General features: G+C 70.4%; 12 protein-coding genes. 7 read left to right on the top strand and 5 right to left on the bottom strand.

The features are described from left to right. The first annotated feature begins 54 nt into the window (after nt 1-54). Nucleotides 55-291 carry a 30S ribosomal protein S18 gene (gene rpsR, locus G4Z16_RS16065; RefSeq protein ID WP_028438380.1) on the top strand — a complete coding sequence of 79 codons (237 nt, stop codon included), beginning with the start codon at nt 55-57 and terminating at the stop codon, nt 289-291. A gap of 18 nt (nt 292-309) precedes the next feature. Beyond that, nucleotides 310-756 (top strand): 50S ribosomal protein L9, encoded by a 447-nt coding sequence (gene rplI / locus G4Z16_RS16060; RefSeq protein WP_197351462.1) that lies wholly within the window; start codon nt 310-312, stop codon nt 754-756. Nucleotides 757-949: 193 nt separating this feature from the next. Here the strand turns inward: rplI and G4Z16_RS16055 are convergent, their stop codons facing one another. Then, a complete protein-coding gene (locus tag G4Z16_RS16055; RefSeq protein WP_197351461.1) occupies nt 950-2,290 on the bottom strand; it encodes an MATE family efflux transporter in 1,341 nt (446 codons plus the stop codon). A 479-nt stretch (nt 2,291-2,769) separates the two neighbouring features. Here G4Z16_RS16055 and dnaB point away from each other — a divergent pair, with 479 nt between their 5' ends. Then, nucleotides 2,770-4,302: a replicative DNA helicase gene (dnaB, locus tag G4Z16_RS16050; RefSeq protein ID WP_197351460.1), complete on the top strand. Its 1,533-nt coding sequence runs from the start codon at nt 2,770-2,772 to the stop codon at nt 4,300-4,302. Between the two features lie 52 nt (nt 4,303-4,354). Here dnaB and G4Z16_RS16045 read toward each other — a convergent pair whose 3' ends face one another. The 3 genes from G4Z16_RS16045 to G4Z16_RS16035 all read right to left on the bottom strand — a co-directional run bounded on the left by G4Z16_RS16045 (nt 4,355) and on the right by G4Z16_RS16035 (nt 6,720). Beyond that, the gene (locus G4Z16_RS16045; RefSeq protein WP_246531302.1) at nt 4,355-4,447 is read right to left on the bottom strand and encodes an EF-hand domain-containing protein; all 93 of its coding nucleotides are present in this window, start codon (nt 4,445-4,447) and stop codon (nt 4,355-4,357) included. A 41-nt stretch (nt 4,448-4,488) separates the two neighbouring features. Beyond that, complete coding sequence (locus G4Z16_RS16040) at nt 4,489-5,133, bottom strand: dihydrofolate reductase family protein (RefSeq protein ID WP_197351458.1); 645 nt, start codon at nt 5,131-5,133, stop codon at nt 4,489-4,491. A 294-nt stretch (nt 5,134-5,427) separates the two neighbouring features. Next, a complete protein-coding gene (locus G4Z16_RS16035; protein WP_197351457.1) occupies nt 5,428-6,720 on the bottom strand; it encodes a PAS domain-containing protein in 1,293 nt (430 codons plus the stop codon). A gap of 401 nt (nt 6,721-7,121) precedes the next feature. Between G4Z16_RS16035 and G4Z16_RS16030 the strand changes: the two genes are divergently transcribed. Genes G4Z16_RS16030 through G4Z16_RS16020 form a run of 3 tightly spaced genes read left to right on the top strand, consistent with a single transcriptional unit; the run spans nt 7,122 to nt 11,973 of the window. Then, nucleotides 7,122-8,561, top strand: coding sequence for an ATP-grasp domain-containing protein (locus G4Z16_RS16030; RefSeq protein ID WP_197351456.1), 1,440 nt, complete (start codon nt 7,122-7,124; stop codon nt 8,559-8,561). Beyond that, nucleotides 8,558-10,570, top strand: a complete 2,013-nt coding sequence (locus G4Z16_RS16025) for a PEP/pyruvate-binding domain-containing protein (protein WP_197351455.1) — start codon at nt 8,558-8,560, stop codon at nt 10,568-10,570. The genes G4Z16_RS16030 and G4Z16_RS16025 overlap by 4 nt, the downstream gene beginning before the upstream one ends. Further along, nucleotides 10,567-11,973 carry an MFS transporter gene (locus G4Z16_RS16020; protein WP_246530888.1) on the top strand — a complete coding sequence of 469 codons (1,407 nt, stop codon included), beginning with the start codon at nt 10,567-10,569 and terminating at the stop codon, nt 11,971-11,973. Before G4Z16_RS16025 ends, G4Z16_RS16020 begins: the two co-directional genes overlap by 4 nt. A 96-nt stretch (nt 11,974-12,069) precedes the next feature. On the opposite strand, the gene G4Z16_RS16015 is transcribed toward G4Z16_RS16020, so the two are convergent. Beyond that, entirely contained in the window at nt 12,070-12,702 is a 633-nt protein-coding gene (locus tag G4Z16_RS16015) for an HAD family hydrolase (RefSeq protein ID WP_197351454.1), read from the bottom strand. Nucleotides 12,703-12,955: 253 nt separating this feature from the next. On the opposite strand from G4Z16_RS16015, the gene G4Z16_RS16010 reads away from it, so the two are divergent. After that, complete coding sequence (locus G4Z16_RS16010; RefSeq protein WP_197351453.1) at nt 12,956-13,387, top strand: nitroreductase family deazaflavin-dependent oxidoreductase; 432 nt, start codon at nt 12,956-12,958, stop codon at nt 13,385-13,387. The last annotated feature ends 314 nt before the right edge of the window (nt 13,388-13,701 follow it).

Genomic DNA, 13,701 nt, shown 5'->3' with positions numbered 1-13,701 from the left:
GGTCAGGGCAGGGCCAGACAGCTGCACACTTCTTGAATTTCAACGGAGAGAGACATGGCGAAGCCGCCTGCTCGCAAGCCCAAGAAGAAGGTTTGCGTGTTCTGCAAGGAGAAGATCAACTACGTCGACTACAAGGACACGAACCTGCTGCGGAAGTTCATTTCCGACCGCGGCAAGATCCGTGCCCGCCGAGTCACCGGCAACTGCACCCAGCACCAGCGCGACGTCGCCACGGCCGTCAAGAACAGCCGTGAGATGGCGCTGCTGCCCTACACCTCGACCGCTCGATAAGGGAAGGGTGACCGACAGATGAAGATCATCCTGACCAACGAGGTGTCCGGCCTCGGTGCCGCGGGCGATGTCGTGGAGGTCCGCGACGGCTACGCACGCAATTACCTGATCCCGCGCCGCGTCGCCATCCGGTGGACCAAGGGCGGGGAGAAGGACGTCGAGCAGATCCGCCGCGCCCGCAAGATCCACGAGATCGCCACGATCGAGCAGGCCAACGAGATCAAGACCCGGATCGAGGGCGCCAACGTGCGTCTGAAGGTCCGGGCCGGCGACCAGGGCCGTCTCTTCGGCTCCGTGACCCCGGCCGACATCGCCGGTGCCGTCAAGGAAGCCGGCGGCCCGGAGATCGACAAGCGCCGCATCGAGGTGGGTGCACCCATCAAGACCCTGGGCTCCCACCAGGTCTCGGTGCGTCTGCACGCCGAGGTGGCCGCAAAGATCGACATCGAGGTCCTCGCCGCCTGATCAGCCGCCACGGCTGAACGGAACGGCAGCGAACTCCGGCCGGCAACGGCAACAGCGGAGGGCCGTACCCCTGAAGTCAGGGAGTACGGCCCTCCGTTCATGTTCGCGGTGCCTTTTCCGGGCGGGCTCATGCGCCGGCTGAGGGCAACGGCACCGGTTCGAGGTCGGCGGATCGCGGCGGCCCTGCGCGGGGTCAGGCCCGTACGGCACCGGTCACGACCCAGCGGCCGGAGCGGGCGCGCACCCACAGCGTCACCAGCCGCACGCCCATCATCACGCCCGCGATCGTCCACCACAGCGCTGTCAGACCGCCCCCCACCAGCGGGACGAGCAGTGCCACCGGCGCGAACACCGCCAGGGTCACCAGCATCGCCGCCGCAAGATACGGACCGTCACCCGCGCCCATCAGCACACCGTCCAGCACGAACACCACACCGGCGATCGGCTGCGTCACCGCGACCACCAGCAGCGCGGGCGTCAGTTCGCCGATCACCGCACCGTCGGACGTGAACAGCGGCATGAAGAACGGCCGCGCCGCCGCGACCAGCAGACCCAGCACCACACCCGTGACCACGCCCCACTGCACCATCCGCCGGCACGCCGCCCGCGCACCCGCCTCGTCCCCGGCGCCCAGGTACCGCCCGATGATCGCCTGTCCCGCGATGGCGATCGCGTCCAGGGCGAACGCCAGCAACGACCAGAGAGTCAGCGCGATCTGATGCGCCGCGATGTCCGCGTCGCCCAGCCGTGCCGCGACCGCTGTCGCGATCATCAGCACGGCACGCAGCGAGAGTGTGCGGATCAGCAAAGGCGTACCCGCCTGCGCGCACGCCCGTACACCTGCCAGGTCCGGACGCAGGGACGCGCCGTGCCGACGCGCACCGCGTACGACCACGAACAGATACACCGCGGCCATCGCCCACTGCGCCAGCACGGTCCCCCAGGCGGAGCCCGCGATGCCGAGCCCGAACCCGTAGACGAGCAGCACGTTCAGGGCCGCGTTCGCGGAGAAGCCGCCCACCGCCACATACAGGGGCGTCTTTGTGTCCTGAAGACCCCTCAGCACACCGGTCGCCGCGAGCACGACGAGCATCGCGGGGATGCCGAGCGAACTGATGCGCAGATAGGTCTCGCCGTGCGGGGCCGCGGTGGCCGAGGCACCGAAGAGGTCGACGAGCAGCGGAGCACCCGGCAGCACCACGACGATCACGGCCAGGCCGAGCAGCAGAGCGAGCCAAATGCCGTCCATGCCCTGGCGGATGGCCGCGGGGAGATCGCCGGCGCCGACGCGCCGGGCCACGGCGGCGGTGGTGGCGTAGGCGAGGAAGACGAAGATGTTGACCCCGGTCTGCAGCAGTGCCGCCGCCACCCCGAGGCCCGCGAGTTGGGGGGTTCCCAAGTGGCCGACGATGGCGCTGTCCACCATGACGAAGAGAGGTTCGGCGACGAGGGCGCCGAAGGCGGGGAGTGCCAGCGCGACGATTTCGCGGTCGTGGCGCCGCATGGTGGAACGTGTGGCAGCAGGGTCGTTCATGGGTTCGATCCAAGCATCCACAAGTAATGGCTGCAAGGGGATACTGACTATTACTCGTGTGGGGCTCGCGTGCGTGTGCGGCAACTGTGCGCCAAGCCGCGTAACGATCCTGGTTCGAGGGCCGACTTTTTTCCCCGCACAGGCAGTGGATGCCGTCGTCACAGGTCAGAGGTGGTCGGCGTGGGCGGGACCCGACTTCTCCACAGGGCTGTCCCCCGTGCCGTACACAGCTTTCGCGGTCTTCTCCACAGAAACTTGTCCACCGTCCACATCACCCTGTGGATAACAAGATTGGCTGACGCCTACTCGTCCCCATAACGTGGGCAGTCGCCCGCCCCACAAACCCCTCGTCAACTCCGTTGTCCCGACGCGCCGATGGAGAGCCGGGCGGCCATTGTCAGAGCCGTGCCGTAAGAAAGAGGGGCACTGCGGTCAGGTCCGGTCGTGCTTGATCACCAGGACGGGGAGGAGGTGAACGCGTGACTCAGCAGCCCGAACAGGTCGAGGACCCCTGGGCGTCGGAATCCGCAACCCGCAGTGCCGCGCGTCCCGCCCACGGCGACCGCTTCCCCGCTGCCCGCAGCCGTCAGCACGGGCAGGGCGGCCACAACGGATCGGGCGGCAACGGGCGCGGCGAGCGCCACGACCGGGGCACGGAGGAACACTCCCCGGCACCCGCGTCCGTCTCCTTCGAGCGCGTGCCGCCGCAGGACCTCGAGGCCGAACAGTCCGTGCTCGGCGGCATGATGCTCTCCAAGGACGCCATCGCCGACGTCGTCGAGGTCCTCAAGGGTCACGACTTCTACCGCCCCGCGCACGAGACCGTCTACGAGGCGATCCTCGACCTCTACGCCAAGGGTGAGCCGGCCGACCCGATCACCGTCACCGCCGAACTCACCCGGCGTGGCGAGATCAGCCGCGTCGGCGGGCCGGGCTACGTCCACTCCCTCGTGCAGACGGTGCCCACGGCGGCCAACGCCGAGTACTACGCGGAGATCGTCCACGAGCGGGCGGTGCTGCGGCGGCTCGTCGAGGCGGGCACCCGGATCACTCAGATGGGATACGCGGCCGACGGCGACGTCGACGACATCGTCAACTCCGCCCAGGCGGAGATCTATTCGGTCACCGAGCAGCGCACGTCGGAGGATTACCTCCCCCTCGGCGACATCATGGAGGGCGCCCTCGACGAGATCGAGGCGATCGGCTCGCGCAGCGGCCAGATGACAGGTGTGCCCACCGGCTTCACCGACCTCGACTCGCTGACGAACGGGCTCCACCCGGGCCAGATGATCGTCATCGCGGCAAGGCCCGCCATGGGGAAATCGACCCTTGCCCTGGATTTCGCCCGGGCCTGCTCCGTGAGGCACAACATGCCGAGCGTGATCTTCTCGCTGGAGATGGGGCGCAACGAGATCGCGATGCGGCTGCTGTCGGCGGAGGCGCGCGTGGCGCTGCACCACATGCGGTCGGGGTCGATGACGGACGAGGACTGGACACGGCTGGCGCGCCAGATGCCCCAGGTGACGGAGGCGCCGCTGTACATCGACGACTCCCCGAACCTGTCGATGATGGAGATCAGGGCGAAGTGCCGCCGGCTGAAGCAGCGGAACGACCTGAAGCTGGTCGTGATCGACTATCTCCAGCTGATGCAGACGGGCAGTTCGCGGCGTCCCGAGAGCCGTCAGCAGGAGGTCTCGGAGATGTCCCGGAACCTGAAGCTGCTCGCGAAGGAGCTCGAGGTTCCGGTGATCGCGCTGTCGCAGCTCAACCGTGGTCCGGAGCAGCGCACGGACAAGAAGCCGATGGTCTCCGACCTCCGCGAGTCGGGTTCGATCGAGCAGGATGCCGACATGGTCGTTCTGCTGCACCGTGAGGACGCGTACGAGAAGGAGTCGCCGCGCGCGGGGGAGGCGGACCTGATCGTGGCGAAGCACCGCAACGGTCCGACGGCGACGATCACGGTGGCCTTCCAGGGGCACTACTCGCGCTTCGTGGACATGGCGCAGACGTAGGGACGTTCACGTTTTCCGGGGGACTGCTGACACGGCACCGTGCCTGTAGAGGTCAGTCCGGCGGGCCCCCGAACTCCTCGAACGACATCGTGCCGTCGCCATCGAGGTCGTACGCGTCGAAGACCTTGCGCGCAGCCGCTTTCATATCCACCACGTGAATTCGCCCTGCCTCGGTGGACCCTCGTGTCACTTTCGCCAGAGCAGGTGATGGGTCACGCCGCTCGGGCTGGGCACGACCTCGAGATGGAATCGGTCGCTCAGCTCATCCGGGGACTCCCACAGCCGTAGCCCGGACCCGAGCGTCACCGGCGAGACCGCGACATGCAGGGTGTCGACGAGGTCGGCGTCGAGGAACTCACGGATGGTGGTGACCCCGCCGCCGAGCCGGACGTCCATGCCCTGCGCCGCCTCCCGCGCCTGCTCCAGGACCGTGGCCGGGTCCCCGTCGACGAAGTGGAACGTCGTGTCGGAGAGCGTGAACGAAGGACGCTGATGGTGGGTCATGACGAACACGGGAGTGTGGAACGGTGGCTCGTCGCCCCACCAGCCGCGCCACTCATGGTCCTTCCAGGGCCCCCGCTGGGGCCCGAACTTGTTGCGGCCCATGATTTCGGCGCCGATGTTGCGTGGGTAGTCCCGCGTGAAGTAGTCGTCGAGGCCGCGGCTTCCGCCGGGGTCGGTGCGCATGGGCCAGCTCGCCGTGGCGCCGGCCCAGGCGAACAGCCGCTCGGGCTCGACGTGGCCGAAGGGGCGCTCAAGGGTCTGGTCCTCACCGGCACCGATGCCGTCACTTGAGACGTTGAAGTTCTGCACTCTCAGGAGCTGAGCCACGGGGGCCTCCGATTCGGTGGGCAACGGTGGCGAGACTCTCCGGGCCGGAAGAATTCATCGCCGCGCCCGTGACCGGCCCAGCCGGAACCAGGGTCACCGGGCGCGAGGGTCCTCGCGTACCGGTGCGCTGCGTCCCGTCGAACGGGCTCCCATCGAACGGGCTCACAGAACAGGTTCACACCGAACGCGGGCTGGGCTCACCCCGAACGGGTCTCGGCGTCCGCCGCACCCCCGGCCGGAGATCAGCGGCACTCATGCGCCGGCGGCCATGCGACTCGCTGAACGGACGCCGCCTCAAGGGGAATTGAGGGGTTGGGCGGCCGTGGCCGGGCGCGGGGGCCAGGCGTGGGGGGCGAGGATGCCGAGGACGTAGGCACGGGCGACGAGTGCGGGTCTGGTCGCGGCGCCCAAGAGGTCGCGCAGCCGGCTGAGGTGGTAGTCGACGGCCTGCCGGGAGAGCTTCAGGGAGGTGGCGATCTCGCCGTTGGTGCTGCCCTCCGCGAGGAGGGACAGTATGCGGACCTGCGCGGCGGTCAGCGGCGGGTGGGCGTCGTGGGCGAGGCTCTGGTGGGTGACGACTGCCCATACGTGGGTGGCGCGACCCGCGGACCGGCCCACCGTGGTCAGGTGGAGCTGCGCGCGGCGCTGCCGTCCCCGGGCATCGAGGAGCACGGCGGAGGTTTCCACGCGTCTGACGCGGCGGGTGATCAACCCCTCCCACACGAGGCGCAGTTGGGGCAGGTCGGTCGCGGCGGCGAGGAGGGTGTGCGCGCGGCGGCCGACGAGGTCGGACAGACGTTCGCGGAACAGCTCGGCGGCGGCCGTACTGGCCTGCTCGATGCGGCCGTTGGCGGAGAGCAGCGCGCAGGGCAGACCGCTGTGGTCGCGCAGGGCCCGCAGGTTCTCCTCGGCCTCCCGGCGCTGGTTCATGGCGCGGGTGTGCTCGGTGATGTCGACGTAGATCCCGGCCACGCAGATCTGGCCGTTCTCCCGGACGGGGAAGCGGTGGCCGGCGGCCTGCCCTATGCCGTCCGGGCGGTGGTAGCTCAGGGTGTGGCGCACCGGCTTGCCTCTGCTGAGGATCTCCTGGTCCAGAGCGCGGAACTGCGCGGCGTCGGAGGGGGAGTCGAAGTCCTCGATGCGGCTGCCGACGACCCGCTCGGGTGTGGTGCCGTAGAGGTGGGCGTAGGAGTGGTTGGCCCACAGGTAGCACCCGTCGGGGTCGCGTATGAAGGCCGCGGCCGGGGCGAAGTCGGCGAACTCCGCGAAGGCGGCGTAGCGGCGGCCGCCTGCGGGCCGGGCATCGGCCTCGACCGCGAGTCCGCGGGTGCAGCCCTGGCCCCGGCTCTCGTCCGGCGGCCACCTCACGTCGAAGTTCCGGCCGTCGAAGTGGACCAGGCAGTGGCCGTCTTCGAGGGAGTGTCCCGGCGAGGCCATCTCCTGGCGCATGCGGTCGAGGAAGCGCTGCGCGGTGGGCAGGTCGGCGAAGGCGCCGCCGCCCTTCTCCAGGAGGTGCCACTGCTCGTCGGCCTCCCACCAGGAGACGGGGAGGTGCTCCAGCAGTGCTCTGATACCGGAGTCGTCCACGAAGACCTTTCCGTCAGTGTTTCCACCGTCCGGCCGGAGGTGGCACGGCGATGCCTATCCCCTGCCGGTCCCGCCCATGCCCGGTTTCCGGCCGACTGCGAATTGTGAGCGCATCCCCGGCGAGGCGCCCGGATGTGATCACCGGCGTTCACCATTGCTCGGCGATGTCCGCGACTTTGGCATTTGCCTGACCGGTGCCCCGCTTCCGCGGCAATTCTGCGATCCGCGGTCTGATTCCCTTGAGTGTGCCGCCGGTTACCTGCCGTGATCTACGCGCGTTGAGCAATCCTATGCCCCGGTCGCGGTCCGAGAGCAGGGGCGGAACCGGCCCGGCGGCCGGTCAGCGGGGCCGAGCCATCGCTCGGGACCTCGACAGGACAAGCGATGGGAGACGAACTCCAGTGAGCACAGTGCTGTTGGTGCACGCCAAGGGTGGTCCGCCGCTCGGTCACGTCCTCTCCAGGGCGGCCGCGAGAGCGGAAGTGCATCTGCTGGCGCTCAGCGCGCTTCCGTCCGCGATCGCGGCGTCCGCCGGAGAGCTGTGCGCATCGGTTGTGACGCCCGCCGAAGCGCAGCCGCGCGACCTGGTCTCGCTGATCGTCTCGCGAGCAGAGGCAGTCGGTGCGGACGCGGTGCTCACCTTCTCCGAGTACGCGGTCGTGGCCGTCGCCGAGGCCTGCGAGGTGCTCGGCCTCGCCGGGCCGGGGGGCGCCGCCGCCCTCGCCCGCGACAAGCGGATGATGCGGCACACCTGGCATCGGCGTGGCCTGCCGCAGCCGGAGTTCCGCCCCGTCGCCACGCAGGCGGACCTTCACGAGGCCGCCGCCACCCTGCCCCTGCCCATGCTGCTGAAGGCGGCCTGGAGCGCGGGCTCCACCGCCCACCAGATCATCGGATCCCCGCAGGAGGCCGACGCCGCCTGGCAGCGCTCGCGTGAAGTGATGGCCGAGTCCGCCCAGTTGGGGTTCGCGGAACTCCATGTGGCCGAAGCGGACGCGCACTTCGTGGTCGAGCAGATCGTCACCGGTACCACCGAGCAGTGGTTCGACGAGCCCGGCTGGGGCGACTACGTCAGCGTCGAGGGCGTGGTGGCCGGCGGCGTCTTCCACCCGGTCTGCGTCAGCGGACGGATGCCCACGGTGGAACCGTTCACCGAACGTGCCAGCATCACCCCCGCGTTGCTCCCCGCGGACCTCCAGGACCGCGTCGTCGCCCTCGCCCGGGAGGCCGTGGACGCCCTCGGCCTTCGCGACTGCGGTACGCACACCGAGATCAAGCTCGGCGCCGGCGGGCGCATGTGGCTGATCGAGACGGCGGCCCGGTTCGGCGGCGCGATGACGGTCCCGCAGATCGAGGAGGTCTTCCGGCTCGACCTCGTCGGCATGCTCGTGGACCACCTCCTGGGCCGCCCGGTCGACTGGCCCGAACGGGCCCTCGGCCCCGGGCAGGCGCGGGGAGCGGCGGGTTCCCTCGTCGTCCTCGCGGTGGACGGCCAGGGCGAGGCCTGGCGGGACCGCAGGGTCTGGGACTTCCCCGTGGCGAAGGAGGCCGTCGCGCTGAGCGAGGGCAGCAACCTCTCGGTGGTTCCGGAGAGTTCGCTGCCCGACGGCAGCACCGTGCCGGTCTACGATCCCGTCGGCGGAGCGAACACGATGGCGGCGCTCTGCCTGCTCTCCGCCGCCGACGCGCGCACCGTGCTGCGCGACTTCACGAACCTGGTGGACGCGCTGCCCGCCGTGCTTCCGGCCGCCGTTCCGTCCGTGCCCGCCGCGTCGCAGCCCGCGCCCGCCGCCCGTTCCCAAGTCCGGCCGACCGCCGAGCCCGAGGGGGTCGCCGCGTGAGCACCGCCGCGCTCTCCACAGGCGCCCCGGAACCCGCCACCGACCGCACCGTTGTCGGCGAGAACCTCTCGCTGCCGCTGTTCCGCACGCTGTCCGGGGTTCTGGCCGGCCACTCGTACCTCAAGGTCGTCATCGACCGCGCAGAGGCAACCTGGCACCTGCTCGACACGGCCGCGCACCCCTTCCACGTCAACTACATCGCGACCCGCGTCCTCGGCATGGACCTCGCCGAACTCGACGCCGCTCTCGACGAGTTCAACGCATCCGTCTACATGGACCCCGAACGCCGCTTCCTGCTCGGGGTGCTGTCCCTGCACACCGACGAGGACGCGGAGGGCCGCGAGCGCACCTTCCTCGTGCTGGAGACGACCGAGGCCGACACCATGCACGGGGAGTTGCTGGAGTACTTCCACGCCTTCGTCCGGGAGCGTGTCGACGGCAGGCTGCCGCTCCTGCTCAAGCCCGCCAACCACGGGCAGGAGGAGGAGCTGGCCGCGATCAGTGAGCAGCGGGTGCCGCGCATCCTCAGCCACGAGCTCTTCGGCACCAGGACCCGCTCGCCGCTCAACCTCGGGGAGGCCACGGGCCGGTTGCGCTGGTTCCGGACCGTGGAGGAGTACGAGGCAGCGGCGGCCGGGCTCGGCTGGTCGGACATCGTGGCCATGCCCTGCCTGCCCGACGACGTCCAGCGGGTGGCCGGATTCGTCAACACCGCGCCCATCACCCCGCTGTCCCACACCAATGTCCTCGCCTCCGGATGGGGCATCCCGAACGCGATCGTCCGCGACCTGGAACAGCTCGTCGAGAAGGACGGCCTGGACGGCGCCTGGGTCCGCTACCGGGTCCGCGAGGACGAGATCAGCCTGGAGCGCCTGGAGCAGGCTCCCGAGCTGCGGGCCCCGGCCTGGCACCAGCAGCGGATCCGGCTGGAACCACCGGGGCTCGAGGACGCGCCCGTGCTCTCGCTGCACCGGCTGCGCAGCGCCGACCGGGACCGCTACGGCACCAAGGCGGCCAACCTGGGCGAGCTGCACCACGTCCTCGACAGCCGCACTGCCGATCTCACCGCGTTCTACGGCCGCCCCCGCCCGCCGCGGGAGGACCTGTACGGGCACCTCGCGTCCCGGCTCGGCCTCGTCACGCCCTCCGCCGCGGAACTCCGCGCCGCCGCGACCTCCTTCGTCGCGGACACGGTCGAGGCTCCGGAGGGCGTCGCCCTGCCCTTCTCCCTCCAGCAGCGCTTCCTCACGTCCTCCCCGGCGCTCCAACAGGGCATCGGCAAGCTGAAGATGGCGCTCGAACTCGACGCGACCGACGTGCTCGACTCGCTCTGCCTGCAGATCCAGCACCTGATCCGGCACACGCCGATACCCGATTCCGTCTCCAGGGAGATCACCCGGGCCTTCCCCGACCGGCTCGCCGAGGGCGGCCGCCTCGTGGTGCGCTCCTCCTCCAACGCCGAGGATCTCCCGGGCTTCTCGGCGGCCGGTGTCTACGACTCCGTCACCTCGGTCCGCGGCACCGGCGAACTCCCGGACGCCGTGCGGCAGGTGTGGGCCTCCCTGCTCTCGCCGCGCAGCGTGCGGCTCCGCCACCAGGTGGGCATATCCCTGGACGACACGTACATGGGCGTGATCATCCAGGTGTACGTCCCCGCTGCGCTCGGCGGCGTCCTGGTGACCTGCAACCCGACTCGGCGCGAGGACTTCCGCAACGTCTATCTCAACTGCTCGCCGGGTTCGCCCGAGCAGGTCGTCGAGGGAGCGGTCCTGCCGCAGCAGTACCTCTACAACACCGTCGAGGGCGGCGGCCGCACCGTCGCGCTCGGCTCGTGGAGCGAGGGGCTGCCCGCCGGCACGCGTGCCCGGCTCGCGGATCTGTCCCTGACCGGGCGGCTGCTGCAGTCCCACTTCAGCGCACCCGAGGTGGACGAGCCTCTGGACATCGAGTGGCTGCTCACCGACCAGGGCGACTTCCGCCTGGTCCAGATCCGGCCCTACGCGCTGTGAGCGCCCGTCGCACGCGGTCGGCCGCGCGGCCGCCGGCCCCCGCCCCGACCCGCACGGCCCGCCGCATCATCCGGCTCAACTACGGCTTCCAGCTGCTGTTCAACCTGCTGTGGTGGATGCCGGTCTTCTACGCCTACCAGAAGGACGCCGGGCTCTCCGACGGGCAGATCTTCGGCATCCAGAGCATCTACTACGTGGCCTTCTGCCTCTTCGAGATCCCGACGGGGCTGATCGCCGACCGCATCGGCGCCCGCAACTGCCTGCGGGCGGGCGCCGTCGTGATGACGGCGGCGAATCTCGCCCCGGTGTTCAGCGCCTCGTACGGGGGGTTCCTCGTCCACTTCCTCGCCATCGCCGCGGGCCGCTCCCTCACCTCGGGGGCGGCCAGCGCCTACCTGTACGACGGGCTGCGTGCCGAGCGGTGCGACGAGCACTACCTGAAGGCGGAGGGCACGGCCCGGGCGCTCGGACTCGCAGCGAAGGTCGTGTGCTGGCCGCTGGTCGGACCGCTGATGGCGGTCGCCCATCCTGCGCCGTACGTCCTGAGCGCCGTGAGTGCTGCGGGATCCCTGGCCTGCGTCGTGGCCCTGCCCCGATTGGCAGCCCCCGCCGGGGCGGCCGGTACGGCCACGTCCGGCGGGACGAGGAAGGCCTCCCGGGCGGCGAAGAGCCGTCGCGGGCGCGCCACTTCGCTGGGCGAGGCGAAGGCCGCGCTGCGCTGCATCGTCTCCTCGCCGTGGCTGGCACTGGTGATGGTGCAGGGAGTGGCCGTCTTCACGCTGTCCCGGATCTGCCAGGTCAACCTCTTCCAGCCGATCCTGCTGGACCACGGCATCGGCGAGGCCTCGCACGGCGGGGTGCTCGCCGCCATGACGGTGGCGGAGGCCGTCGCCTCGGCGCGCCCCCAGTGGCTGGGCCGCCGCCTGACACCGGTGGCCTGGGTCTCCGTACTCAGCCTCGTCCTCGCGGGCACCCTGGCGGGCATCACCCTCGGCGGGCCCTGGACGGTCGTCGCCCTGCTCTGCCTGTTCGCCGCGGCCACCGGCTTCGCCTACCCGGTCCAGCGCAAGCTGGTCAACGACGCCGTGCCCGCCCACGCCCCGAGGGCGACGATCCTGTCGGTCGAGTCGATCGTCGATCGCGCAGTGTGCGCACTGGCGGCCGTCGCCGTGGGTGCCTACCTGTCCGCCGGGCACCTGGACGCCCTGCTCTGGCACAGCGCCCTGGCGACCGCAGTGCTGCTCGGTGCCTTCCAACTGGTCCTGCGCAGCGGGGTGTTGCGGCGCGTTCCCGACGGGAGCGCGGAGGCGAACGCCGGCCGGGGGACGGCCGGCGGGGCTGGTACGGGCGTGGCCGGGGCGGAGCACCCGAAAGAGGACGCACAGCCCAAGGCAGGCGTGTAGGACGGGCACACGCCCGCCCCCTCGGAGAGGGAGCGGGCGTGCCGGAGGTCGCGCAGGCGCCTTGAGGGCTGCCGTCGGCGTCGAGGCTCGCGGGCGTCAGGAACCGTGCGCGAGGTGTTCGATCACGCGGGCCGGGAGGTAGGCGGGCCGGGAGGGCTGCCCGGTCTGGTACGCCACGTAGCCGAGGGAGGCGGCCACATCGGTCTCGTCGGCGGTCTCGGCCTCGTAGACGAGGCGGCAGCCGTTCGCGTCCGCCTTCGCACGCTCCCAGAGGACGGGCGCCGGCTTGCGCTCCGCCTCGGTGCGCGGGGTGAGGATGCGGTCGCCGAAGTCCTTCCATGCGAAGGGAGTTGATCCCTTCCAGGTCTTGTCGACCTCCTTCTTGAGGGCGGCGGCACGCTCGGCGTCCGTCTCGCCCCAGGAGGACGGCACGTTGGTGATCAGCCCGACCTCGATGTCCCGCTCCCGCAACTCGCGCAGATACGTGGCGGCGCCGGGCATGTAGCTGGTGCTGGAGTTCTCGGCCGTGTGCACCAGGGTCTCGCCGAGATCGAACCAGACGACGGCGCAGCCGTGCGCGGCGTCCGCACGCTCCCCGGCCGGAGTGTCATGCGGGACCCCCGCGGGAACGGCCGCGCTCGCCGTGGTGCTCAGCGCTATGGAAACCGCGGCGGCGCCCAGGAAGGCGAGGCTCGTACGGAGTAAGCCGCGGGAGGCGGATCTGTTCATGGCGTTCGGCGCCTTTCTTCTCGACGCATCGCACGGATGCGTCCATGGCCGGTGCATGACACGCCGGGGCGCCTGGAATGCCCATGCGGTCCCCCGCGTGCCCGGAAGAACGTTCTTCCTGCCACCGCTCCCTCCCGCCATACCCCTGAACAACACGCACCACTCGGCTCCCCTGGATCTCGGCGAGCCATGGCTGCCGGTCAGCCGACGGGCCGGCGGGAATGAGAGCGGCTCACGACGCGTTGCCGCAGACATGTCGGATGAGACTGTGGAGTTCCTCCCCGTCGACTGGGTGCGGGACCAGACGCGGAAGATCCTTGAGGCCGGTACCACCGAGGGCATCGAGATCCGTGGTGCGCCGATCGTGCTGCTGACGCTGCGCGGCGCGAAGAGCGGCAAGCTGCGCTACACCCCCGTGATGCGGGTGGAGCACGACGGCAAGTACGCGGTCGTCGCGTCCAAGGGCGGCGCCCCTGAACACCCCGGCTGGTACTACAACATCAAGGAACACCCCGAGTTCCCGCTGCAGGACGGGACCGTGACGAAGGACTACGTCGCACACGAGGCGGCGGGTGCCGAGCGGGCCGAGTGGTGGGAGCGAGCGGTGGCGGCCTTCCCCTCGTACGCCGAGTACCAGCAGACGACCGACAGGCAGATCCCGGTCTTCGTGCTCGAGCCGAAGTGACCGGTCGTCCGGCCGCGTCGCGCCAGTGGTCCCGGATCCCGGGCAGGCTGCGACTCACCGGACGGGAGCACACGTCAGAGCCGGGCGGAGCGCTCCCCGCCAGGTGAGTGCCCGTGGCGACGGCTGAGCGCGGGCAACGAGCCGGGCCGTTCGAGCCGGGTCGGAGGGCCCAACTCCTCTGTGAGTGACGCTTGTTGGTGGCGTCACCGCGTACCGCCGGGAGGGGCGAAAACGCTTTGCCCTGGTCCGGGGAGAGGTGGTTACCGTCACGCGAGCGCGGGAGGCGCGTGATCACGGGACAGGGAGGTTGATGA

Source organism: Streptomyces bathyalis, assembly GCF_015910445.1.
In the GTDB taxonomy this organism is placed as follows: domain Bacteria; phylum Actinomycetota; class Actinomycetes; order Streptomycetales; family Streptomycetaceae; genus Streptomyces; species Streptomyces bathyalis.
Note: the sequence above shows the minus strand (reverse complement) of the source record. Positions and strands in the feature narration are given on the sequence as shown.

What these genes read in the sequence shown, in the direction of transcription:
- rpsR (WP_028438380.1), top strand. Translation starts at nt 55, where the DNA reads ATGGCGAAGCCGCCTGCTCGCAAGCCCAAGAAGAAGGTTTGCGTGTTC.
- G4Z16_RS16010 (WP_197351453.1), top strand. Translation starts at nt 12,956, where the DNA reads ATGTCGGATGAGACTGTGGAGTTCCTCCCCGTCGACTGGGTGCGGGAC.
- rplI (WP_197351462.1), top strand. Translation starts at nt 310, where the DNA reads ATGAAGATCATCCTGACCAACGAGGTGTCCGGCCTCGGTGCCGCGGGC.
- G4Z16_RS16015 (WP_197351454.1), bottom strand. Translation starts at nt 12,702, where the DNA reads ATGAACAGATCCGCCTCCCGCGGCTTACTCCGTACGAGCCTCGCCTTC.
- G4Z16_RS16045 (WP_246531302.1), bottom strand. Translation starts at nt 4,447, where the DNA reads ATGAAAGCGGCTGCGCGCAAGGTCTTCGACGCGTACGACCTCGATGGC.
- G4Z16_RS16055 (WP_197351461.1), bottom strand. Translation starts at nt 2,290, where the DNA reads ATGAACGACCCTGCTGCCACACGTTCCACCATGCGGCGCCACGACCGC.